The sequence below is a fragment of the Thetidibacter halocola genome, from assembly GCF_018224955.1.
GTDB lineage: Bacteria > Pseudomonadota > Alphaproteobacteria > Rhodobacterales > Rhodobacteraceae > Thetidibacter > Thetidibacter halocola.
Genome location: NZ_JAGTUU010000011.1, coordinates 51,960 through 73,088, shown reverse-complemented (window position 1 = coordinate 73,088; position 21,129 = coordinate 51,960). Strand labels below are relative to the sequence as shown.

Annotated in this window: 19 protein-coding genes; 14 read left to right on the top strand and 5 right to left on the bottom strand. The window is 67.9% G+C overall.

Translation table 11 applies throughout. The features are described from left to right. Positions 1 to 109 precede the first annotated feature (109 nt). From KB874_RS21765 to KB874_RS21710, 12 genes are all read left to right on the top strand, one after another. Positions 110 to 1,000, top strand: coding sequence for a LysR family transcriptional regulator (locus tag KB874_RS21765; RefSeq protein WP_212538674.1), 891 nt, complete (start codon positions 110 to 112; stop codon positions 998 to 1,000). Positions 1,001 to 1,108: 108 nt separating this feature from the next. Next, the gene (locus tag KB874_RS21760; protein WP_212538707.1) at positions 1,109 to 1,903 is read left to right on the top strand and encodes a putative hydro-lyase; all 795 of its coding nucleotides are present in this window, start codon (positions 1,109 to 1,111) and stop codon (positions 1,901 to 1,903) included. A 73-nt stretch (positions 1,904 to 1,976) separates the two neighbouring features. Next, positions 1,977 to 3,011: a TRAP transporter substrate-binding protein gene (locus KB874_RS21755; RefSeq protein ID WP_212538706.1), complete on the top strand. Its 1,035-nt coding sequence runs from the start codon at positions 1,977 to 1,979 to the stop codon at positions 3,009 to 3,011. Positions 3,012 to 3,034: 23 nt separating this feature from the next. Next, the gene (locus KB874_RS21750; protein WP_212538673.1) at positions 3,035 to 3,583 is read left to right on the top strand and encodes a TRAP transporter small permease subunit; all 549 of its coding nucleotides are present in this window, start codon (positions 3,035 to 3,037) and stop codon (positions 3,581 to 3,583) included. Then, positions 3,580 to 4,863 (top strand): TRAP transporter large permease, encoded by a 1,284-nt coding sequence (locus KB874_RS21745; RefSeq protein WP_212538672.1) that lies wholly within the window; start codon positions 3,580 to 3,582, stop codon positions 4,861 to 4,863. The genes KB874_RS21750 and KB874_RS21745 overlap by 4 nt, the downstream gene beginning before the upstream one ends. 8 nt (positions 4,864 to 4,871) lie before the next feature. Further along, complete coding sequence (locus KB874_RS21740; protein WP_212538671.1) at positions 4,872 to 5,615, top strand: 5-oxoprolinase subunit B family protein; 744 nt, start codon at positions 4,872 to 4,874, stop codon at positions 5,613 to 5,615. Beyond that, positions 5,612 to 6,634, top strand: coding sequence for a 5-oxoprolinase subunit C family protein (locus tag KB874_RS21735; protein ID WP_212538670.1), 1,023 nt, complete (start codon positions 5,612 to 5,614; stop codon positions 6,632 to 6,634). The genes KB874_RS21740 and KB874_RS21735 overlap by 4 nt, the downstream gene beginning before the upstream one ends. A gap of 72 nt (positions 6,635 to 6,706) precedes the next feature. After that, positions 6,707 to 7,801, top strand: a complete 1,095-nt coding sequence (locus KB874_RS21730; protein WP_212538669.1) for an ABC transporter permease — start codon at positions 6,707 to 6,709, stop codon at positions 7,799 to 7,801. Beyond that, positions 7,798 to 8,607, top strand: a complete 810-nt coding sequence (locus KB874_RS21725; protein WP_212538668.1) for an ABC transporter ATP-binding protein — start codon at positions 7,798 to 7,800, stop codon at positions 8,605 to 8,607. Before KB874_RS21730 ends, KB874_RS21725 begins: the two co-directional genes overlap by 4 nt. A 2-nt stretch (positions 8,608 to 8,609) precedes the next feature. Then, positions 8,610 to 10,346 carry an MlaD family protein gene (locus KB874_RS21720; protein WP_212538667.1) on the top strand — a complete coding sequence of 579 codons (1,737 nt, stop codon included), beginning with the start codon at positions 8,610 to 8,612 and terminating at the stop codon, positions 10,344 to 10,346. Between the two features lie 4 nt (positions 10,347 to 10,350). Beyond that, on the top strand, positions 10,351 to 10,962 hold the full coding sequence (locus tag KB874_RS21715) for an ABC-type transport auxiliary lipoprotein family protein (RefSeq protein ID WP_212538666.1): 612 nt from the start codon (positions 10,351 to 10,353) through the stop codon (positions 10,960 to 10,962). Between the two features lie 17 nt (positions 10,963 to 10,979). Then, positions 10,980 to 12,839, top strand: a complete 1,860-nt coding sequence (locus tag KB874_RS21710; protein WP_212538665.1) for a heavy metal translocating P-type ATPase — start codon at positions 10,980 to 10,982, stop codon at positions 12,837 to 12,839. On the opposite strand, the gene KB874_RS21705 is transcribed toward KB874_RS21710, so the two are convergent. From KB874_RS21705 to KB874_RS21685, 5 genes are read right to left on the bottom strand one after another with little or no spacing between them, the layout of a single operon-like run. After that, positions 12,836 to 13,720: an ABC transporter permease gene (locus KB874_RS21705; protein ID WP_212538664.1), complete on the bottom strand. Its 885-nt coding sequence runs from the start codon at positions 13,718 to 13,720 to the stop codon at positions 12,836 to 12,838. The genes KB874_RS21710 and KB874_RS21705 overlap by 4 nt on opposite strands. Continuing rightward, on the bottom strand, positions 13,720 to 14,655 hold the full coding sequence (locus KB874_RS21700) for an ABC transporter permease (protein ID WP_249200731.1): 936 nt from the start codon (positions 14,653 to 14,655) through the stop codon (positions 13,720 to 13,722). Before KB874_RS21700 ends, KB874_RS21705 begins: the two co-directional genes overlap by 1 nt. 58 nt (positions 14,656 to 14,713) lie before the next feature. Then, on the bottom strand, positions 14,714 to 16,489 hold the full coding sequence (locus KB874_RS21695) for an ABC transporter substrate-binding protein (RefSeq protein ID WP_212538662.1): 1,776 nt from the start codon (positions 16,487 to 16,489) through the stop codon (positions 14,714 to 14,716). Between the two features lie 30 nt (positions 16,490 to 16,519). Beyond that, positions 16,520 to 17,494 (bottom strand): ABC transporter ATP-binding protein, encoded by a 975-nt coding sequence (locus KB874_RS21690; RefSeq protein WP_212538661.1) that lies wholly within the window; start codon positions 17,492 to 17,494, stop codon positions 16,520 to 16,522. Next, entirely contained in the window at positions 17,494 to 18,465 is a 972-nt protein-coding gene (locus KB874_RS21685; RefSeq protein ID WP_212538660.1) for an ABC transporter ATP-binding protein, read from the bottom strand. Before KB874_RS21685 ends, KB874_RS21690 begins: the two co-directional genes overlap by 1 nt. A gap of 271 nt (positions 18,466 to 18,736) precedes the next feature. Here KB874_RS21685 and KB874_RS21680 point away from each other — a divergent pair, with 271 nt between their 5' ends. Next, entirely contained in the window at positions 18,737 to 19,486 is a 750-nt protein-coding gene (locus KB874_RS21680) for a DUF1028 domain-containing protein (RefSeq protein ID WP_212538659.1), read from the top strand. A gap of 19 nt (positions 19,487 to 19,505) precedes the next feature. Further along, positions 19,506 to 21,101: a gamma-glutamyltransferase family protein gene (locus KB874_RS21675; protein WP_212538658.1), complete on the top strand. Its 1,596-nt coding sequence runs from the start codon at positions 19,506 to 19,508 to the stop codon at positions 21,099 to 21,101. The last annotated feature ends 28 nt before the right edge of the window (positions 21,102 to 21,129 follow it).

The following is a 21,129-nucleotide window of genomic DNA, read 5'->3' as shown; positions in this document are numbered from 1 at the left end:
GCCTGCATGGCCGACTTGCGCCCCGGTCAGGGCGGGGACGGCGAAAACCGTGGCCTTGCGCGCCGCTTCCCGGCTATGACGGGGCAGGGCATGCGCGGGCAGGGGGCCGATGAGCCAGATCAACCTCGATCAGCTGAAGGCGTTCCTGTATGTCGTGCGCCTGGGCGGCGTGCGCAAGGCGGCCGAGGGACTGCACCTGACGCAGCCTGCCGTAACGGCCCGCATCAAGAACCTGGAACAGGCGCTGGGCGCCGAGTTGTTCGACCGCGACGCAGGCCGCATGATCCTGACCAAGCGGGGCGAGATGCTGCTGGGCTATGCCGAGCGGTTCGAGAATCTCGCCGGTCTTGTGCAGCGCGACATCGCGGACCCCGAGGGAATCGAGGGGCGGCTGCGGCTGGGCGTTTCGGAGACCATCGCGCAATGCTGGCTGCCCGACCTGATCTATCGCCTGCATGGCCTCTATCCAAAGCTGGAAATCGAGTTCAACGTCGATATCTCGATCAATCTTCGGGCGGCGCTGCTGGACCGGGCGCTGGATCTCGCGGTGCTGCTGGGGCCGATTTCGGAGTACTCGGTCAACAATGTCGACCTGCCGGGGTTCGACCTGGCCTGGTATGTCTCGGCCAAGGCGCCCGAGCCTGCCAACCCGGCCGATTACCTGCGCCGCCCGGTGCTGACCTATGCCCGCCAGACCCGCCCGTTCCGAGAGCTGAAAGAGTCTCTGTTCGAACGGGTTGGCCCGGATGTGGCGCTGTTCCCGTCATCCTCGCTCTCGGCCTGTTTCCGGCTGGTCGAGGCCGACCTGGGTGTCGCCGCACTCCCCAGGGCACTGGGGCGTGACATGGTGGCGCGCGGCACGATCCGCGAGTTCGATCCCGGCTGGCTACCGCGGCCCTTGCTGTTCACCGCCTCCTACCTCGGTTATCCGCGCAGCCCGATGATCGAGACGGCAGCCACGCTGGCAAGGGAGGTGGCCGTCGAGTTTGCGATGCGATAGAAATTCGTGATGGCAAACGCAAGATTTTTTCGATTGGATTTTATTGCATGGGGGTGAGACCTTGCCGGCACAGGAGGACTGCCTTTGCCGATCGACCACCAGACGCTGATGAAACTGCCGCTTGGCGCCGTGCGCGGCGCGATCCGTCGTGGCGATTATCGCTCGCATACTGCGGGCCTCGGGGCGGGCTATCTCCAGACCAACATCGCCATCCTGCCGCAGGCTTTTGCGCTGGATTTCATGCGCTACTGCCAGCGCAACCCGAAACCCTGCCCGCTGGTCGGCGTGTCGGATACCGGCAACCCGATGATGACCACGCTGGGCCGCGACATCGACATCCGCACCGACGTTCCCGCCTACAACGTCTACATAGACGGCAAGCTCGATCGCAGCGTGACCGACATCACCGACCTGTGGACCGACGACATGGTGGCCTTCGCGCTGGGCTGTTCCTTTACCTTCGAGCGCGCGCTGGCCGAGGCGGGCGTTCCCGTCTGGCATGTCGAGCATGACACGACGGTGCCGATGTTCCGCTCGAACATCGACACGGTTCCGGCCGGGCCCTTTTCCGGCAAGATGGTGGTCAGCATGCGGGCGGTTGACCCGGCCCATGCGGACAAGGCCGCCGAGATCTCGCGCCGCTTTCCGCTGGCGCATGGTGCCCCGGTGCATCGGGGTGACCCGGCAGGGCTGGGCATCGCCGACGCCACGCGCCCCGACTGGGGCGATCCCGCGCCGATCGGCCCCGGCCAGGTGCCGATGTTCTGGGCCTGCGGGGTGACGCCGCAGGTCGCCATCGAGGCCGCCCGCGCCCCGATCTGTATCACGCACAAGCCCGGCCACATGCTGATCACCGACATTCCCGAGGATGCCGAGGTGCCGGTTCTGGCCCCGGTATCCTGAAGACCTGAAGACAAGACCACTCACGAACACTCCACTCACGAACAAACGACGTCCAACAAGGAGAACCATGATGATGAACCGCACCCTGTCCGTTCTGGTGGCCACCACGATGCTGGTGACGCCCGCCCTCGCCGAAGACCTGTCGGTTGTCGGCAGCTGGTCCAGCCTGCCGCTGCACAACCAGTTCGAGGCGCCGTTCTGGACCGAGACTCTGCCCGCCGCCTCGAACGGCACGATCAACGTCGCAATGACCACGCACAACCAGATGAACCTGGGCGTCGGCGACGTGTTCCGCCTGCTGGGCGATGGCGTCTATGACGTGGGCATGACCGTGGCCGACTACGCCGTGGCCGACGCGCCCGAACTCGAAGGGCTGGACGTGCCGCTGCTGGCGATGAACGCGACCGACGCGCGCGCAATGGTGGACGCCGCACGCCCGATGGTCGAGGACATCTTCAACGCGCGCTTCAACAGCCACGTGCTGGCCATCGCGCCCTATCCGCCGCAGGTCGTGTTCTGCAACGGCGAGGTCAACAGCCTCGACGATCTGGCCGGCAAGAAGGTGCGCGGTTCTGGCCGGATGACCACCCTGTTCCTCGAGGCGCTGGGCGCGGAGGGCGTGAACGTCGCCTTCTCCGAAGTGCCGGGCGCGTTGCAGAAGGGCGTCGTGGATTGCGCCATCACCGGCGCGGGCTCGGGCTATTCCGCCGGCTGGTGGGAAGTGTCGACCCATCTCCTGCCGATCCCGCTGGGCGGCTGGGACAGCGTCGTGACCGCGATCAACCTCGACAAGTGGAACAGCCTGAACGCCGAGACGCAGGCGCTGATCGCCGGCGAAGTCTCTGCCCAGTTCGAGGATCCGGCGTGGGATGCCGCACAGGGCGCGCTGGACAACGACATCGCCTGCCTGACCGGCAACGGCACCTGCACGTCGGGTGACGCGCGGTCGATGACGCTGGTCGCGGTCTCGGACGCTGATTTCGCCAAGGCACGCGAGGTCCTCGTGTCCAAGGTCCTGCCGGACTGGGCAGAGCGCGCGGGCGCCGACTGGGCCAAGCGCTGGAACGACAGCGTCGGCCAGGTGGTCGGCGTGGCGATCGGCGGCTGATCTGACGCAAAGGGGGACCCCACATGGAATTGACGATTCTCGATCGGCTGCGCCGTCTGAACCGGATCATCGCGATCCTGGTGGGCGTGCTGCTGCTGGGCTGCGCGGCGTTCGTGCTGGCCGACATCGTGCTGCGGCAGGTGGGGTCCTCGTTCGGCGGAACGGATGAGATCAGCGGCTATGTCATGGCCATCGCGACGTCCTGGGGCATGGCCTATGCCCTGACAGAGCTGGGCCATGTCCGCATCGACATCCTGCGCAGCCGCGCGGCCCAGCGGGGGCGCGCGGTGTTCGACCTGGTGGCGATGCTGGCGTTGTCTGGCACCATCACCCTGATCGCGATCAAGGGCTGGCCGGTGCTGGCGCGGTCGCTGGCCAATTCCTCGCGGGCCAACACGCCGCTGGAAACGCCGCTGGCGATGGTGCAGGCGCCCTGGCTGGCGGGCTGGATCTGGTTCGCGCTGACCTCGTGGGTTGTGTTCACCGTCGCGCTGGTGCTGATCGCGCGCGGCAAATTCTCCGAGGCGGATGCCGTCGCGGGCACCTATGGCGAACTGGATGCTCTGAAATGATCGGATATCTGACCTTTGGCCTGCTTGGCCTTCTGGGCCTGTCGATTCCCGTGGGAATCGTGCTGTTCCTGCTGGGCTTCGGCATCGACGCCTTCTTCAGCCCGTTTCCGCTGACCAAGGGGCTAGGCAACCTCGTCTGGTCGACCTCGGACAATGCCACCCTGATCGCCATTCCCTTTTTCGTCCTGCTGGGCGAAGTGCTGGTGCGGTCGGGCCTCGCCACCCGCACGTATGCCGCGCTCGACCGCTGGGTCAGCTGGATGCCGGGCGGGCTGGTGCATGCCAACATCGCCACGGCGACCATGTTCTCGGCCACATCCGGATCCTCGGTCGCCACGGCGGCGACCGTCGCCACCGTCGCCATGCCGCAGGCGGAAAAGCTGGGCTACGATCCCAAGCTGTTTTCCGGCGCCATCGCCGCGGGCGGCACGCTGGGCATCATGATCCCGCCGTCGATCAACCTGATCGTCTACGGCTTTCTCACGCAAACCTCGATCCCGCGCCTGTTCCTGGCGGGTCTCGTTCCGGGGATCGCGCTGGCGCTGGGCTTCATCCTCGTGACCGCGCTGATCTGCATGGCACGGCCCAGCCTGGGCGGCCCGCGCCGGGTCTTTCCGCTGGCCGAGATGCTGCGCGCGCTGACCGAGCTGATCCCGATCATCCTTCTGTTCACCATCATCATCGGCTCGATCTACAAGGGCTGGGCCACCCCGACAGAGGCCGCCGCCGTGGGCGTCGCGGGCGCCATCGCCATCGCGGCCATGTTCGGCGGGGTCAGCCTGTCGATGATGGCCGAGGCGATCGTCGGCACGGTCAAGATCACGTCGATGATCATGCTCGTTGTCATCGGCGCCTCCTTCCTGAACTTTACCTTGGCCTCGGCGGGCATCGGGCGCGAGTTGCAGGATTTCCTGAACGGGCTGGGCCTGTCGCCGCTGTCCTTCATGCTGGTGATCGTGCTGGTCTACATCGTGCTGGGCTTCTTCATCGAGACGCTGTCGCTGATGGTCGTGACCATCCCGATCATCGTGCCGCTGGTGGTGCAGCAGGGCTACGACCCGATCTGGTTCGGCATCCTGATGATCGTGCTGATCGAGATGGCCTTGATCACGCCGCCGGTTGGGCTCAACCTGTACGTCGTGCAGGGCGCGCGGAAATCGGGCAAGATGAGCGAGGTCATGCTGGGAACGCTGCCCTATATCGGCGCGATGCTCTTGATGGTGGCCGCGCTGATCGCCTTCCCGCAGATCGCACTCTTCCTGCCCGACGCGCTCCAGTGACGCAGACCATGCCCACCACGGACAAGACCCTGCCCCGGATCGACCCCGTGGGCGTCGACGGGCTGCTCGTCACCTTCGGCGAGCGGCTCAGTGAAGAGGCCAACCGCGCCGCGCTGGCCTTTCGCGCTGCCGCCGAGGCCGCCGCCCTGCCGGGCCTGGCCGAGACGGCCAATACGCTGGCCTCGGCCTATCTGCGCTTCGATCCCGACGCGGCGGATCATGCCGCGATGGAGGAGGCCGTCGCGGCCCTGCTGGAGGGGCGCGACTGGTATGGCGCGGGCCTGCCGCAGGGGCGGCGCCTGTGGCGCATTCCCACCGTCTTCGGCACCGACCTTGCGCCGCAGCTGGACGAGGCCGCGGCGGCGGCGGGTCTGTCGCCCGAGCAGGCGGTGCGGTCCATCTCGGAAAGCCGGGTGCGCGTGCTGACCATCGGCTTTGCCCCCGGTTTGCCCTATCTCGGCACCTTGCCACCCGAGTGGGACATCCCGCGCCAGACCCAACTGACCGAACGCGTGCCCGTCGGGGCGCTGACGGTCGCGATCCGCCAGATGGTGCTGTTCTCGGTTTCTACGCCCACGGGCTGGCGGCATGTGGGGCAGACCGGGTTCCGCGCCTTTCGCCCCGAGGCCGAGACGCCCTTTGTCCTGCGCGCCGGCGACGAGGTGGAATTCGTGCCTGTCCCGGCCTCGGACTACGCAAGCCTTGAGGCCTCCGGCCCCGATGGCGGCGCCACGACGGAGCCGCTGGAATGAGTCGGGTGCTGAAGGTTCTCAATGCCGGGCCGATGGTCACGGTGCAGGACATGGGCCGCCCCGGTTACCTGGCCTCGGGCCTGTCGCGCGGCGGCGCGATGGACCGGCTGGCCCTGCACGAGGGTGCGGCGATCCTGCACCAGAAGCCGCATCTGGCGGCGCTGGAAATCGCGGGGTTCGGCGGCACCTTCGAGGCGGGTGAGGACATGCGCATCGCCCTGACCGGAGCGCCGATGCGCGCCAGCATCGACGGCACGCCGGTCGTCTGGAATGCCAGCCACGCCCTGCCGAAGGGCGCGCGCCTGACCATCGGCGCGGCCGAGACGGGCAGCTATGGCTATCTTCACGTGGGCGGTGGCATCGACACGCCCGAGATCATGGGCGCGCGTGGGACGCATCTGGGCGCGGGACTGGGTCGGACCCTGCAGGCGGGCGATGCGCTGCCGGTGGGCAAGGATGCGCGGCCAGACCATGTGGGCCTGCGCCTCGACCCCGACGCGCGGTTCGAGGGCGGTCTGGTGCGGGTGATGCCCGGCCCGCAGACCCGTTTCTTTGCGCCTGCGGAACGCGAGCGTTTCGCCGCCGAGACGTTCCGCCGCGATGCGCGCGGCAACCGGATGGGGGTGCGCTTTGTGCCCTCCGGTTCGCCCTTTGCCTCGGACGCGGGCCTGTCGATCTTGTCCGAGGTCGTCGTGCCCGGCGACATCCAGGTGACGGGGGATGGCACGCCCTTTGTCCTGATGGCGGAATGCCAGACCACCGGCGGCTATCCCCGCATCGGCACCGTGCTGCCAGCAGACCTGCCGCGCGTGGCGCAGGCGGCGGCGGGAAAGACGCTGCGCTTTGCCTTTCTGGACGTTGACGCGGTCACCGCCGCCGACCGCGCCGAGCGCCGCCGCTGGGAGGCCCTGCCGGGCCGGGTGAAACGCCTGATCACCGATCCCGCCGACATTCGCGACCTGCTGGCCTACCAGTTGATCGGCGGCGTGACGGCGGGGGACGACCCCGACCGGGACTGACCGCCGCACCCCTCTGGCACTCTGGTCGCCGGCATGGTCAACATGCACTGACATGGACAAGGGCGCCCACCCATGAGCGATGCGGGATTCGAGGTGACGGAAGAGCCGGGCGGCGTGTTGCGCATCGCCGGGTCGTTGACGGTTCGCAACATCGCGGTTCTGCAAGAGCGGCTGGCGGCATTGCGCGCGCCCGAGGGGCTGACGGTCGATCTTTCCGCGGTGCGGCAGATGGATACCGCTGGCGCCTGGGCGCTGGTGCGCTTTCCGGCGCAGGCCATCGAGGGCGCGAGCGAGGGCCATGCCCTGCTGCTCGACACCGTGCGCCGCGCCTTGCCGCAGCCCGACGAGCCGCCCGACCGCCCGCGTGGCCTGACGCCGTTCCTCGAAGAAACCGGGCGCCGCGTGATGACCGGGTTGGCCTTTCTCGCCGCCCTCACGGGTTACCTTGGCCTGTTCCTTGCGCGCCTGTTCCGGATGATCCTGCGCCCGGGCGAGTTCCGCCTGACTGCGCTGGTCGCCCATGCCGAGGATGTGGGCCTGCGAGCCGTGCCCATCGTGGCGCTGATGGCCTTCCTGATCGGCGTCGTCCTCGCCTTCCAGGGCTCGGCCCAGCTGCGCCAGTTCGGCGCAGAGGTCTTTGTCGTCGACCTGATCGCGATTTCCATCCTGCGCGAGTTGGGCATCCTGCTGACCGCGATCATCGTCGCGGGCCGCACCGCCTCGGCCTTTACCGCCGCCATCGGCTCGATGAAGATGCGCGAAGAGATCGACGCCATGCGCACGCTCGGCCTTGACCCGGCGACGGTTCTGTTCGTGCCGCGCATCCTGGCACTGCTCTTGATGCTGCCGATCCTGGGGCTGATCGCGAACGTGATGGGCCTGCTGGGTGGCGCGCTGATGGCCTGGGTCGAGCTGGGCATCTCGCCCGCCATGTTCCGCACCCGCCTCGTCGAGGGGACGGATATCAGCCATGTCTTCGTCGGCCTCGTCAAGGCGCCGGTCTTTGCGATCATCATCGGGGTAGTGGGCTGCCATGCCGGGATGCAGGTCAAGGGCAACGCGGAATCGCTGGGGCGGATGACGTCGAACGCGGTGGTGACTGCGATCTTTGCCGTCATCGTGGCCGATGCGCTGTTTTCCATCTTCTTCGCGCAGGTAGGGCTATGAGCGGCGCGGACGAGCGCGAGGTGGTGATCCGGGTGCGCGGATTGCGCAACCAGTTTGGCAGCCACGTCGTGCATGACGGGCTAGACCTGGATGTGTATCGCGGCGAGATCCTGGGCGTTGTTGGCGGTTCGGGCACCGGGAAATCGGTGCTGCTGCGCGCAATCACCGGCCTGCAGGAGCCCGCGGCGGGCAGTATCGAGGTCTTTGGCGTCGACGTGCTGCACGGGTCAGAGGAAAGTCGCGCCACGCTGGACGATCGTTGGGGCGTGATGTTCCAGGACGGCGCGCTGTTTTCCTCGCTGACGGTTCGCGAGAATGTCGAGGTGCCGATGCGCGACATTCCCGGTCTGCCGTCCGCGATCCGACGCGACCTGGCCGACCTCAAGATCTCGCTGGTTGGCCTGCCCTATCTTGCGGGCGACAAGTATCCCTCGGAACTCTCGGGCGGCATGCGCAAGCGCGCGGGCCTGGCGCGGGCGCTGGCGCTGGACCCGGAAATCGTGTTCCTGGACGAGCCCACGGCGGGGCTCGACCCGATTGGCGCCTCGGCATTCGATGAACTGATCCGCAATCTCAGCCGCTCGCTGGGCCTGACGGTGTTCCTGGTGACCCACGACCTCGACACGTTGCACGCGATCTGCGACCGTATCGCGGTGCTGGCGGAAAAGAAGGTGCTGGTCACGGGCCGCATGCGCGACATGCTGACGGTCGACCATCCGTGGGTTCACGAGTATTTCACCGGTCCAAGGGCGCGCGCCGCGCAGGATTCGGCGGCGTCGGATGACCGGGAAGAAGGGGCAGTCTGAGCATGGAAACGCGCGCGAATTTCGTCCTGGTCGGGGCCTTCGCGATTGCGGGCTTCCTCGGCCTGATGGGCTTCTTCCTTTGGTTCGCCAATGTCGAGCTGGATCGCCAGTTCGCCTATTACGACGTGGATTTCGAGACGGTTTCGGGCCTCAGCAACGCCTCGGACGTGCGGTTCGCCGGTCTGCCGGTGGGGCAGGTGGTGGACGTGCGCCTGTCGCCCGAGAATGACGGGCGCGTGCGTGTCCGGGTCGAGATCGAGGCGGGCGTGCCGGTGCGCACGGACAGCGTCGCGACGATCGAGGCGCAGGGTGTGACCGGCGTTTCCTTTGTCGGCATCTCTGCGGGCACGCCCGACGCGCCGCTGGCGACCGACGCCGGGGACGATGTGCCCCGGATCGAAGCCGGGCAATCCGTGCTGCAATCGCTGTCGCAGGATGCGCCGCAGATCCTGTCGGAGACGCTCGAAGTGGTCCGGCAGGTGCGAGAGATGGTCGGCCCCGAGAACCAGACGCGGGTCGAGGCGATCCTTCAGAACGTCGAACGCTCATCCGCCTCGTTCGAGGAGGCGCTGGGCGATTTCGCCGACGTGACCGGCACGGTGTCGGACTTTGCCTCGCAGATCGACCGCTTCAACACCACGCTCGAAAGCCTGACGCAGGATGTGGGCGCGCTGGTCAGAGAGGCGCAGACAACCTTGTCCACGATCAATTCGGCCGCCGACGAGGCGCGGATCCTGATCGCCGAGGGCACAGGCGCGCTGGCGCAGGCCAACACCACGCTCGCCACCGCAGACAGCTACCTGTCAGAGGGGCTCGGGCCCACGACCGAGGCGCTGAACCGCACGGTCGAGGACGTGCAGACCCGCTTCGCCGCGCTGACTGACAGCGCCGGTGCACTGGTCGAGACTTTCACGGAAACCGGCACCACCGCCACTGCCCGCCTGACCGAGGCGCAGGAGACGCTGGCCGCCACCAACGCGCTGATCGCCCGGATCGACACCACGCTGGGCAGCGTCGACACGGCCGCGCAGCGCCTTGACGGGCTGCTGACCGACAGCGCCCAACCCCTGATCGACGAATTGCGCACAGCCACCGCCGAGGCGACCGACGTGATCCGGCTGGTGGGCGACACCGCCCGCACCGACCTGCCTGCGATCTTTGCCGATATCCGCAGCGCGACCGAGAACGCGACGCAGGTGATCGAGCGTGTCGGACAGGACCTGACCGGCGCCTCGGGGCAACTCGACACGCTGGCCACCAGCGCAACGCAGACCCTGGAGGATGCGCGCGTCACCTTCGCCAACGCCAACGAGACGCTGGAGGCGATCAACGCGGCGCTGGAAACCGGCGACCGTGCGCTCGCCGCCGCCGAGCGCGCCTTCGAGGGGGCCGATACGGTCATCAACCGTGACGCCGCCGACATCGCCGCCCGTCTGCGCGGCACGATCGAACAGCTCGACGCCGCCATCGCCGCGGTGGCCGAGGACATTCCCGCCGTCACCGAGGAACTGCGATCGGCCAGCCGCTCGGCCGAGCAGGCCTTTGCCGGGATCGAGGGGGTGGTCGGGCAAAGCGCCCCGGCCTTCCGCGCCTTTGCCGCCGAGGCGCTGCCGCAATACACGCGGCTGGCGACCGAAACCCGCGACCTGATCGGCAATCTCGACCGGCTGGTGGAGCAGATCCGCAGCAATCCCAGCCGCTTTTTCCTTGATTCCGGCGCGCCCGAATACCGAAGGTAGTCCCATGTCCCTGCGTCTTTCGCCTGTTATCCTGCTGATGATCCTGCCGCTGGCGGGGTGCAGCGCGCTGTCGGCGCTGGGCGCGGCCTCGACCCCGCTCGAGGTCTTCGAGTTGCGCGCGCTGGCCCCGGAGCAGCCCGCGCGGCGGACCCGCGATGTCGAGGTTGTGGTCGAGGAACCCGTCGCCACCGGCGCGCTGGCAACCGAACGCATCATGATCCGGCCCGCGCCGCTGAGTGCGCAATACCTGCCCGGTGTGCGCTGGGCCGATCCAGCGCCCGCCATGTTGCAGACGATGCTGCTGCGCAGCCTAGCCGAAACCGGCGCCTTTAACTCTGTCGGGAGGGGGCCGGTCGGCACTCGGGCGGATTACGCGGTCCTGGGCGAACTGACCGATTTCCAGGCCGAGGTTGCCGAGGGGCAGGGCGCACAGGTACGCGTCCGCCTGATGCTGCGCATCGTGCGCGAGGGCGATGCCCGCGTCACAGCCCGCCGCACCTTCGAAAGCGTGGCGCCGGCCGCCGATACCGACGCGGCCACCATCGTCGACGCCTTCGACGCTGCACTGCGGTCGATGCTGGCCGACATGGTGCCGTGGATCCTGGACCGCGTCTGACGGCGCAGGAGGCGCGGATGGAGCAGGCACGAGGCGACCGGATCAAGACCCTGATCCTGCTGATCGCGCTGGGCGGGCTTGTCACCGGGCTGATGCTGCACTTCGCCGGCCTGGGCGCGCTCGCGGGGATCGTCTGGACAGCGGGCGTGCTGCCGGTCCTGGCCGCCTTGCTGGTCGAGATCGTGCAAAGCCTGCGGCAGGGCGAGGTCGGGCTCGACATCGTCGCCGCCCTGTCGATGAGCGCCGCCCTGCTGTTCGGCGAGGCGCTGGCCGCGGCTGTCGTCGCGGTGATGTATTCCGGCGGCACCTTCCTCGAAAGTTTCGCCGAGGGGCGGGCGCGGCGCGAGATGCACGACCTGCTGTCGCGCGTGCCGCGCAGCGCCACCCGTCACAACAATGGCGGGCTGGAAGAGGTGCCGCTGGACGAGATCGCCCCCGGCGACCGGCTGCTGATCCGGCAGGGCGACGTGCTGCCGGTGGATGGCACGGTGGCCTCGGGTGTGGCCTTTCTGGACACGTCCGCGCTGACCGGGGAATCCCTGCCGGTGCGGCTGGAACCGGGCGCCGACGCGATGAGCGGTTCGGCCAATGCGGGCGAGGCGTTCGACCTACTGGCCACACGCGAGGCGCGGGACAGCACCTATGCCGGGATCGTGCGGCTGGTCGAGGCGGCGCAGCGCTCCAAGGCGCCGATGGCGCGCATGGCCGACCGCTGGTCGCTGGGGTTCCTTGCCGTGACCGTGGCCATCGCCTTTGCGGCGTGGTGGTTCACCGGGGACCCGATCCGCGCGGTCGCCGTGCTGGTCGTCGCCACGCCCTGTCCGCTGATCCTGGCGGTGCCGGTGGCGCTGGTCGCGGGCCTGTCGCGGGCGGCGCATTTCGGCGTGCTCATCAAGGGCGCGGGGCCGCTGGAAACCATGGCGCGCATCCGCACGCTGATCCTCGACAAGACCGGCACGCTGACCGACGGCCGACCGCGCATCGTCGCCATCGACGCCCGCGAGGGGATCGACGCGGACGAGATGCTGCGGCTGGCGGCGGCGCTGGACCAGGCGTCCAAGCACCCGGTGGCACAGGCCATCGTCGCAGCGGCGCGGGCGCGCGGGCTGGCGCTGTCCGTGCCCCTTGAGGTGGCCGAGATTCCCGGCGAAGGCGTGGTGGGGCAGGTTGACGGGCGGCGGGTAATCGTCGGCGGCGATGCCTTTGTCGCCCGCCGTGTCGGGCGCCAGCCGGGCGATCATCCACCGTTCGAGGCGGGCTCGGTGCTGGTCGCGGTGGGCATCGACGGCCACATGGCGGGGCACCTTGTGATGGCCGACCCTCTGCGCGAGGGTGCGCGCGAGATGCTGGCGGAACTGCGCGGCCAGGGGATCGCGCGCATCCTGCTGGCCACCGGCGACCGCGCCGAGGTGGCAGAGCGCGTGACCGAAGGCCTGGGCTTGGACGGTCTGCGCGCCGACCTGACGCCGGACCAGAAGGTGCTTCTGGTCCTGACCGAGCGCAAGCATGGCCCGGTGATGATGGTGGGCGACGGGGTGAACGATGCGCCCGCGCTGGCCGCCGCCGATGTCGGCGTGGCGATGGGCGCGCGCGGCGCCGCGGCAAGTGCCGAGGCGGCGGACGCGGTGCTGCTGGTCGACCGGATCGACCGGCTGGGGCCGGGGATCGAGATCGCCCGCCGCGCCCGCGGCATCGCTCTGCAGAGCGTCGTCGCGGGGCTGGGCCTGTCGGTGGCGGGAATGATCGCCGCCGCCTATGGCTATCTGTCGCCGGTGCAAGGCGCGCTGCTGCAGGAGGTCATCGACGTCGCCGTGATCCTGAACGCGCTGCGGGCCCTGCGTATCGCGCCGCGCGGCATGGCCGACGACGCGGCCTAGAGGTCGCTTTCCCGCACGTCCAGCGCGTCGCGCAGCGCATCACCGATGAAGTTGATCGACAGCACCACCAGCATGATCGCGAGCCCCGGAAACACGCCCAGCCACCAGGCTCGGCTGATGAAGCTGCGCCCGTCCGCCAGGATCAGCCCCCAGGTCGGCGTGTCGGCGCTGACGCCGAGGCCGAGGAAAGACAGCGAGGCCTCGCCCAGAATCGCGTAGGACACCGAAACGGTCGCCTGCACGATGATCGGCGCCATGGCGTTGGGCAGGATGTGACGCAGCATGATGCGCAGGTCGGAATAGCCCTGCACGCGGGCGGCATCGACGAATTGCTCCTGCTTCAGCGTCAGCACCATCGATCGTGCGATGCGGGCGAAATCGTCGAGAAAGGCCAGCGCGATGGCGACGATCACGTTCAGAAGCCCCGTGCCGAACACCGCCACCAGGTAGACCGCAATGATGAAGTTCGGGAATGCCCACTGAAGGTCGATGTAGCGCATGATCAGGTTGTCGATCCAGCCGCCGTAATAGCCCGCGATGACCCCCAGGAACACGCCCGCCACCAGCGCCAGGCCCACCGTGGCCACACCCACGAAGAGCGAGATCTGCGTCCCCCAGAGGATGCGCGACAGCAGGTCCCGTCCGAGGTCGTCGGTGCCCAGCAGGTTCTCGCCCGAGGGCGCCGCCATCATGTTCAGCGTCATCGCATTGGGATCGTAGGGCGCGATCACCGGTGCCAGCAGCGCGCCCAGCAGGAACAGCCCCAGGATCACCAGGCCGAACTGCGCCTTGCGATCCTTGGAAAACACCACGCGGAACCGGTTGCGGCGGCGCGGGGGGGCGTCGGCCAGGGGCTCGTCGATCACAGTCGAGTCGGTCATCAGGAATACCGGATTCGGGGGTCGATCACCGCGTAAAGCAGGTCGACCGCGAGATTGGAGAGCACGAAGAAGGCCGAGACCAGCAGCACCGCGCCCTGGACGACCGGGTAATCGCGATTCTGAATGCCCTGGATCAGGACACGGCCCAGCCCCTTGATGGCAAAGACATTCTCGACCACCACCGCGCCCGAGATCAGCAGCGCAAAGGCGATGCCGATGACGGTCACCACGGGGATCAGCGCGTTGGGCAGAGCGTGGCGCAGCAGCATGACGCGCTGGGTCAGCCCCTTGGAGGCGGCGGTGCGCATGTAATCGGCTTGCAGCACCTCCAGCATGGACGACCGGATCATCCGCGCGATGATCGCGGAAAAGCCGGTGCCGATGGCGATGGAGGGCAGGATCAGGTGGCTGAGCCAGGGCCAGAAGCCCGCCGAGAGCGGCTCATACCCGATGGCGGGCAGCCATTGCAGGTTGGCCGCAAAGATGATGATCAGCATGATCGCCAGCCAGAAATCCGGCATCGACAGGCCGAGGAAGGCAAACAGCGACACCGCCGTGTCGGCGCCCGTGTTCTTGCGCGTTGCCGAGATGATGCCTGCGGGCACCGCGATGATCATGGCGATCACGAAGGACAGGAAGGCCAGCGACATCGTGCGCGGCAGCGCCTCCATCAGGATGGCCGAAACCGGCTGGTTCGAGCCGTAAATCGACGCGCCCAGATCGCCGTGCAACATCCCCCAGAACCACTTGCCGAACTGCACGATCAGCGGCTGGTCGAGGCCCAGCCGGCGGATCATCGCCTCGCGCGCCTCTTCGCTTCCGGCATCGGCCAGCATGACGGCGATGGGATCGCCGGGAACCAGGCGGATCATGAAGAAGACCAGCGTCGAGACGGCCAGCATCACCAGGACCGCGCCGACGAGGCGTCTGAGCATATATGCGAACATGATGTGCCGGGCGGACCGTCACGGCCCGCCCGCCTTTCTTTTGGGTTCAGCCGATGGTGACGCGGTCGAAGTCGCACAGGCCGGGAATGCGGTTTTCCGGCGGCACGGTCACCGAGGCCGAATGCACCAGGATATCGACCGGGTGATAGAGGAAGCCGCAGGCAACCTTGTTCGAGGTGATCGCGTTGGCCTTCATCACCAGCTCGCGGCGCGCCTCGGGATCGGCGGTCACGGCCTGCTGGTCGGTCAGCGAATCCACCTCGGCCTCCGAGAAGAAGCCGAAGGGCATCGCGGCGGTGTCACGCGCCGGGCCGTTGAACTTGGATGCGGTCTGCATCCAGTCCACCAGGCCGTCATCGGGATCATAGTCGCCACCCGAACCGCCCAGGCGCATGTCGAAGTCCATCTTGTTGAACTCCTCGATGCCGACCGAGAATTCCTTGGCGTCGACCTCGACCGTGATGCCCAACACCTCCTTGTAGATGTTGGCGACGACCAGGCCCGCGCGGCGGGTGTTCGGCGTCGTCTGCAGCTTCAGCGTCGGGAAGCCTTCGCCGGTCGGATAGCCCGCCTCGGCCAACAGCGCCTTGGCGCCCTCGGGGTCGAATGCCTGCTCGGACGTCGTCGCCAAACCCTCGTCGAAGTAGAAGCCCATGGCGGCGTTGATCGTGCCATAGGCGGGCACGCCGTTGCCGAACAGGGCCTGCGTGACGAACAGGTCGCGGTCCAGCGCCTTGGCGAGCGCGAGGCGCACCATGAAGCCCTTTTCCTTCTTCAGCTCTTCCAGCGGCTTGTCGAAGCTTTCGACCTTCATCGCGTCGCGCCACGGGTTGAACCAGACCGACTGGAAGCCGGGGCCGGGCTTGATGTCCACGACCAGGTCGGGGTTCGAGGCAAAGCGGTCGACCAGTTCGCCCGGCAGCGGGTTGCCGCCGACATACTGCGCGTCGCCCGCCTCGATCGCGGCGGCCAGCGGCTCGGTGCCGTCGACGGGGGTGATGACGATGCGGTCCAGCTTGGGACGCTCGGGGTCGTAGTAGTCGGCGAACTTCTCGAGGATGACAGAGCCGCCCATCTGGTGCTCGACGATCTTGAACGGGCCGGTGCCGACCGGGGTCAGGCCATATTGTGCGGGGCCCATCGACTCCAGCGCGCCGCGCGAGACGATCGTCATGGCACGGCCCGACGAGCGCTCCAGCGCCTTGGTCAGGAACGAGGCCTGCGGCTGCTTCAGCGTGAACTTGACCTCGTAATCGCTGACCTTCTCCAGCGAGGCGACGTTGGCGAGGACGCGGGAATGGATCGAGATTTCCGGGTTCGACGAGCGTTCGAACGTGAACAGCACGTCATCGGCGTTGAACGCGTCGCCATTGTGGAAGGTCAGGCCCTCGCGCAGCTTGATGTCGTAGACGAGGCCATCCTCGGACACGGTCCAGCTTTCGGCGAGGTCGCCCTCGGCCACCAGCGCGTTGTTGATGTGCATCAGGCCCGACAGCACGTTCGAGGCGATCTGGAACTGCAGCACCTGGTCGATGCGGGCAGGGTCGAGCGTGGTGATCTCGGCCACGCCGGACCAGATCGCGCGCAGTTCGCCGCCGCCATGGGCCGCGGCCATCGCAGTCGTCGGGCGCAGGCCGGGCAGGACATGCGCCATGGTCAGCGCGCCACCGGCGGCCAGCAGGCGCAGCGTGGCGCGCCGCGACAGTTTCGGGCCGCTCAGCTCGGAGCGGTTCAGGCCGAACAGCGGGTCGCGCGGGTCGAAGTCATGCGCGTCCCGCATCTCCCGCTGGGCGCGGCGGATCAGGTCCTTGTCGTCGTTCATGGTCGTCTCCCTGTCTGTTGTCGTTGAGGGTCAGGCTTCCGCGTCGAGCGCGAAACAGGCGGCCGCGTGATCGCGGGTCAGTCGTTCGAGCACCGGCACTTCCTGCCGGCAACGCTCCATCGCCAGCGGGCAGCGGGTGTGGAACACGCAGCCCGACGGCGGGTTCAGCGGGCTGGGGATCTCGCCGCCCAGCGCCACGTGTTCGCGCCCGCGCTCGCCCTCGGGGTCGGGTGTGGGGATCGCGTCGATCAGCGCGCGGGTATAGGGGTGGCGGGGATTGGCGAAGATTTCCTCGGAATCCGCTGTCTCCATCACCCGGCCCAGATACATGACCGCGACACGGTCGCAGAGGTGGCGCACCACGGACAGGTCATGGCCGATGAACAGGTAGGTCAGGCCGAATTTCGTGCGCAGCTCTTCCAGAAGGTTGATGATCTGCGCCTGGATCGACACGTCGAGCGCGGACACCGCCTCGTCGCAGACGATGATCTCGGGGTCGAGCGCGAGGGCGCGGGCGATGCCGACGCGCTGGCGCTGACCACCCGACATCTCGTGCGGGAACAGGTCGGCGAACCGGGGGGCAAGGCCGCAAAGCGACAGCAGTTCCTGCACCCGCGCCGTTACGTCGCCGGGGTATTTGTGGACCTTGAGCACCTCGGTCAGGATCTGGCCCGAGGTCATGCGCGGGTTGAGCGACGAAAACGGATCCTGAAAGATTGCCGCGACGCGGCGCCGATAAGGCGCCAGCCCCTTACCCTTGAGGTCGGTGATGTTCTGGCCGTCGAACCAGATCGCACCCTCGGTCGGCTCGACCAGCCGCAGCACGGTGCGCGCCAGCGTGGTCTTGCCGCAGCCCGATTCGCCGACAAGGCCCAGCGCCTCGCCCTTGCGCAGTTCCAGCGTCACGTTCTCGACCGCGCGCACCGCGGCGACCTGGCGTTGCAGCAGCCCCTTGCGCACCGGGAAATGCACCGAGACGCCTTCGATCCGCATCAATGCCTCCATCACACGGCCTCCTTGCGGCTGGCATCCAGCGGGAAATGGCAGGCGACACCGTTCTCGTAGGCGGGCACGGTGCTGCGGCAGGTCGCGGCGACATAGGGACAGCGCGGGTGGAACCGGCAGCCGGAAATCCGCGTGAAGGGATCGGCCGGGTTGCCCCGGATCGGGCGCAGCGGCACGCTGCGGTCCTGATCGAGACGCGGCACCGATTGCAGCAGCCCCTCGGTATAGGGATGGCGCGGCGCGGCGTAGATCGCGCGGGCGTCGCCGCTTTCCACGATCCGCCCGCCATACATCACGTTCACCCTGTCGGCATAGCGCGCCACGATCCCGAGGTTGTGCGTGATGAGCACCAGCGCCGTTCCGTGGTCGCGGCAGACCCGCGCCATCAGGTCGAGGATCTGCGCCTGGATCGTCACGTCCAGCGCGGTCGTGGGTTCGTCCGCGATGATCAGCTTGGGCTCGGCGGCCAGCGCAATGGCGATCATGACGCGCTGCCGCATCCCGCCCGAGAAATGGTGCGGATACTGTTTCAGCCGGCGGTCCGCATCGGCGACGCCGACCTCTGTGAGCAGGCGAATCGCCCTGTCTCGCGCCTCGCGGCGGGACAGTCCAAGGTTTTCCTCGATGCTTTCCATGATCTGCGAGCCGATGCTGCGCACCGGGTTGAGCGAGGTCATCGGCTCCTGGAAGACCATGGAAATGTCGCGGCCCCGGATCTTGCGGATCTCCTCGGCCGACAGGCCCAGCAGGTCGCGGCCCTGGAACAGGATCTGGCCCTTCGTCACCGACAGCGCCGAGGACAGCAGGCCCATCACGGCAAGCGAGGACAATGACTTGCCCGAACCGCTTTCGCCCACCAGCGCCAGCGTCTCGCCCGGTTCGATGGCGTAAGAAATGCCATCGACCAGCGTCGTTTCGGTGCCGTCCGATTTCACTGTCACGGTCAGGTCGCGGATGTCCAGCAGCGGCATTCTCGCCATGTCCCCCGGGTTGTTCGTTGCCTTGTCAGATACGCCGAGATCAGCATATAGCGAGTAGAGCAGATGCTCACTAACTTGCGCCAGCGTTTTTTGATGAAAGATTGTGCGCCTTGTGGCGCGTATCGTGATCGGTGACTGAAAAATGGGCAATGTCCGCCCGGTTAACCCTGGGGCAGCAGCGGGCGCTTGTCTGACAGACGGGTTCGGACCACGTCCAGCCCAGCGCGGCAGCGGGGCCACGCAACAAATGGAGGGGGGACCAATGACCTATTCGATCGTGGCGCGGGATCCGCGCACAGGCGAGGTCGGGATCGCGGTAGCCAGCCGCTTTTTCGCCTGTGGCGCGATGGTGCCGCATGTCGGACCGACCGCGGCCATGGCCAGCCAGGCCTTCGTCAATCCGCTCTGGGGAATCGAGGGGCTGCAGCGCCTGACCGCCGGCGAGAACCCTCAGGCCATTCTCGACGATCTCGTCGCCCGCGACGGCGGCCAGCAGATCCGGCAGGCGCACATGATCGGTCCGGACGGGCGAATCGCCCAGCATACCGGTGCGGGTTGCGTGCCCTGGGCGGGCCATGCGCAGGCACCGAACGTCTCGGTCGCGGGCAACATGCTGGCGGGGTCCGCGGTGGTCCAAGACACGCTTGCCGCCTTCGTCGCGGCCGAGGACCAGCCCTTGGCGCAGCGCCTGCTGACCGCGATGGAGGCGGGTGAGCGCGCCGGCGGCGACAAGCGCGGGCGGCAGGCCGCCGGTCTGCGGGTCCATGCCGGCCAGCCCTATGCGGCGCTCGACCTGCGGGTGGACGACCATGCCGATCCGCTGGCGGAACTGCGCCGCCTGATGGACGTGGCCGAGGAACGCTACACGATCTTCCGCACGGCGATGCCCACCGTCGAGAATTTCTCTGGCATGGTGGATCGCCGGCCGCTTGACGAAGCCATCGCCAAGTCCGAAGCAGACCGGGCCGCGCGCGGGATCGCCTCGCGCTCCTTCGCCACGACGACAGACTGAAAAAGGAACAGGGACGCCCATGAAACTGCGCGCAACGCATCACTATCCGTCACGCCGATCCTCGGTCCTGGCCGACAACATGGTCGCCACCTCGCAGCCGCTGGCGGCGCAGGCGGGTCTTTCCATGCTGGCCCGGGGCGGCAACGCGGTCGACGCCGCCATCGCCACCGCCATCACACTGACGGTGGTGGAACCCACCGGCAATGGCCTTGGCTCTGACGCCTTCTGCATCCTGTGGGACGGCAAGGAGCTGCACGGGTTGAACGCCTCGGGCCGGTCGCCCGCGGGCTGGACGCCCGAGCGCTTCGCCGGCCAACAGGCGATCCCCTTCCGCGGTTGGGAAAGCGTAACGGTGCCGGGCGCGGTCTCGGCCTGGGTGGCGCTGTCGGAGCGCTTCGGCAAGCTGCCCTTCGCCGACCTTTTCGAACCCGCGATCCGCTATGCCGAGGGCGGTTTCCCGGTTTCCCCGGTCATTGCTGCCCTGTGGGAAAAGGGCGCCGAGCAGTTGAAGGACCAGCCCGGGTTCGCGGCGCACTTCATGCCGGGGGGGCGTGCGCCGAGGGCGGGTGAGCGGTTCCGCAGTCCGGAGCAGGCACGCACCCTGCGCCTGATCGCGGAAACAAAGGGCCGCGCCTTCTACGAGGGCGAACTGGCCGAGGCCATCGAAGCCTTCGCGAAAGAGCACGGCGCGGCGCTGCGCGTCTCGGACATGGCGGCGCACAAGGCGGACTGGTGCGGCACGATCTCGCGGTCTTTCGATGATGTCAGCTTGCATGAAATCCCGCCGAACGGGCAGGGGATCGCGGCGCTGATGGCGCTGGGTATCCTCGACCAGACGGAAATCCGCGATCTGGATGCCGACGACCCGCGCGCCTTCCACCTGCAGATCGAGGCGATGAAACTCGCCCTGCGCGACGCCGAGGCCTATGTTGCCGATATCGAGTACATGACCGATGTCCGGGTGCAGGATCTGCTTGACGACGGCTACCTCGCCGGGCGGGCAAAGCTGATCGATCGCACGAAGGCCACGAATTTCGGCGCCGGCGCGCCGAAGCAGGGCGGCACCGTCTACCTCACCGCCGCCGATGCCGATGGCATGATGGTATCCTACATCCAGTCGAACTATGCCGGCTTCGGCTCGGGCGTGGTGGTGCCGGGAACGGGGATCGCGTTGCAGAACCGTGGCGCGGGCTTCTCGCTGGACCCGTCCAGCCAGAACGTGGTGGCGCCGGGCAAGCGACCCTATCACACGATCATCCCGGCCTTCCTGATGAAAGGCGACAGCCCGCTGATGAGCTTTGGCGTGATGGGCGGCCCGATGCAGGCGCAGGGCCATCTGCAAATGACGCTGCGCACGCAGCTCTGGGGGCAGGATCCGCAGATGGCGGCAGATGCGCCGCGCTGGCGCGTGACAGATGGCCTGGGCGTCGCCTGCGAGACGACGCTGCCCGCCGACACCAAGGACACGCTGCGCGCCATGGGCCACGACCTGTCCGAGGAAGCGCCGGACAACGCCTTCGGCTTTGGCGGCGCCCAACTGATCCACCGGCTGGAGAGCGGCGGATATGCCGGCGGGTCCGAGCCGCGCAAGGACGGCCAGGCCGTGGGCTTCTGAAATCGGGGCAGGGGGCGGATGCGCCCCC

Bases quoted from the DNA above. Each gene is read 5' to 3' on its own strand.
- KB874_RS21765 (WP_212538674.1), top strand. From the start codon at position 110: ATGAGCCAGATCAACCTCGATCAGCTGAAGGCGTTCCTGTATGTCGTG.
- KB874_RS21760 (WP_212538707.1), top strand. From the start codon at position 1,109: ATGAAACTGCCGCTTGGCGCCGTGCGCGGCGCGATCCGTCGTGGCGAT.
- KB874_RS21755 (WP_212538706.1), top strand. From the start codon at position 1,977: ATGAACCGCACCCTGTCCGTTCTGGTGGCCACCACGATGCTGGTGACG.
- KB874_RS21750 (WP_212538673.1), top strand. From the start codon at position 3,035: ATGGAATTGACGATTCTCGATCGGCTGCGCCGTCTGAACCGGATCATC.
- KB874_RS21745 (WP_212538672.1), top strand. From the start codon at position 3,580: ATGATCGGATATCTGACCTTTGGCCTGCTTGGCCTTCTGGGCCTGTCG.
- KB874_RS21740 (WP_212538671.1), top strand. From the start codon at position 4,872: ATGCCCACCACGGACAAGACCCTGCCCCGGATCGACCCCGTGGGCGTC.
- KB874_RS21735 (WP_212538670.1), top strand. From the start codon at position 5,612: ATGAGTCGGGTGCTGAAGGTTCTCAATGCCGGGCCGATGGTCACGGTG.
- KB874_RS21730 (WP_212538669.1), top strand. From the start codon at position 6,707: ATGAGCGATGCGGGATTCGAGGTGACGGAAGAGCCGGGCGGCGTGTTG.
- KB874_RS21725 (WP_212538668.1), top strand. From the start codon at position 7,798: ATGAGCGGCGCGGACGAGCGCGAGGTGGTGATCCGGGTGCGCGGATTG.
- KB874_RS21720 (WP_212538667.1), top strand. From the start codon at position 8,610: ATGGAAACGCGCGCGAATTTCGTCCTGGTCGGGGCCTTCGCGATTGCG.
- KB874_RS21715 (WP_212538666.1), top strand. From the start codon at position 10,351: ATGTCCCTGCGTCTTTCGCCTGTTATCCTGCTGATGATCCTGCCGCTG.
- KB874_RS21710 (WP_212538665.1), top strand. From the start codon at position 10,980: ATGGAGCAGGCACGAGGCGACCGGATCAAGACCCTGATCCTGCTGATC.
- KB874_RS21705 (WP_212538664.1), bottom strand. From the start codon at position 13,720: ATGACCGACTCGACTGTGATCGACGAGCCCCTGGCCGACGCCCCCCCG.
- KB874_RS21700 (WP_249200731.1), bottom strand. From the start codon at position 14,655: ATGCTCAGACGCCTCGTCGGCGCGGTCCTGGTGATGCTGGCCGTCTCG.
- KB874_RS21695 (WP_212538662.1), bottom strand. From the start codon at position 16,489: ATGAACGACGACAAGGACCTGATCCGCCGCGCCCAGCGGGAGATGCGG.
- KB874_RS21690 (WP_212538661.1), bottom strand. From the start codon at position 17,494: ATGGAGGCATTGATGCGGATCGAAGGCGTCTCGGTGCATTTCCCGGTG.
- KB874_RS21685 (WP_212538660.1), bottom strand. From the start codon at position 18,465: ATGCCGCTGCTGGACATCCGCGACCTGACCGTGACAGTGAAATCGGAC.
- KB874_RS21680 (WP_212538659.1), top strand. From the start codon at position 18,737: ATGACCTATTCGATCGTGGCGCGGGATCCGCGCACAGGCGAGGTCGGG.
- KB874_RS21675 (WP_212538658.1), top strand. From the start codon at position 19,506: ATGAAACTGCGCGCAACGCATCACTATCCGTCACGCCGATCCTCGGTC.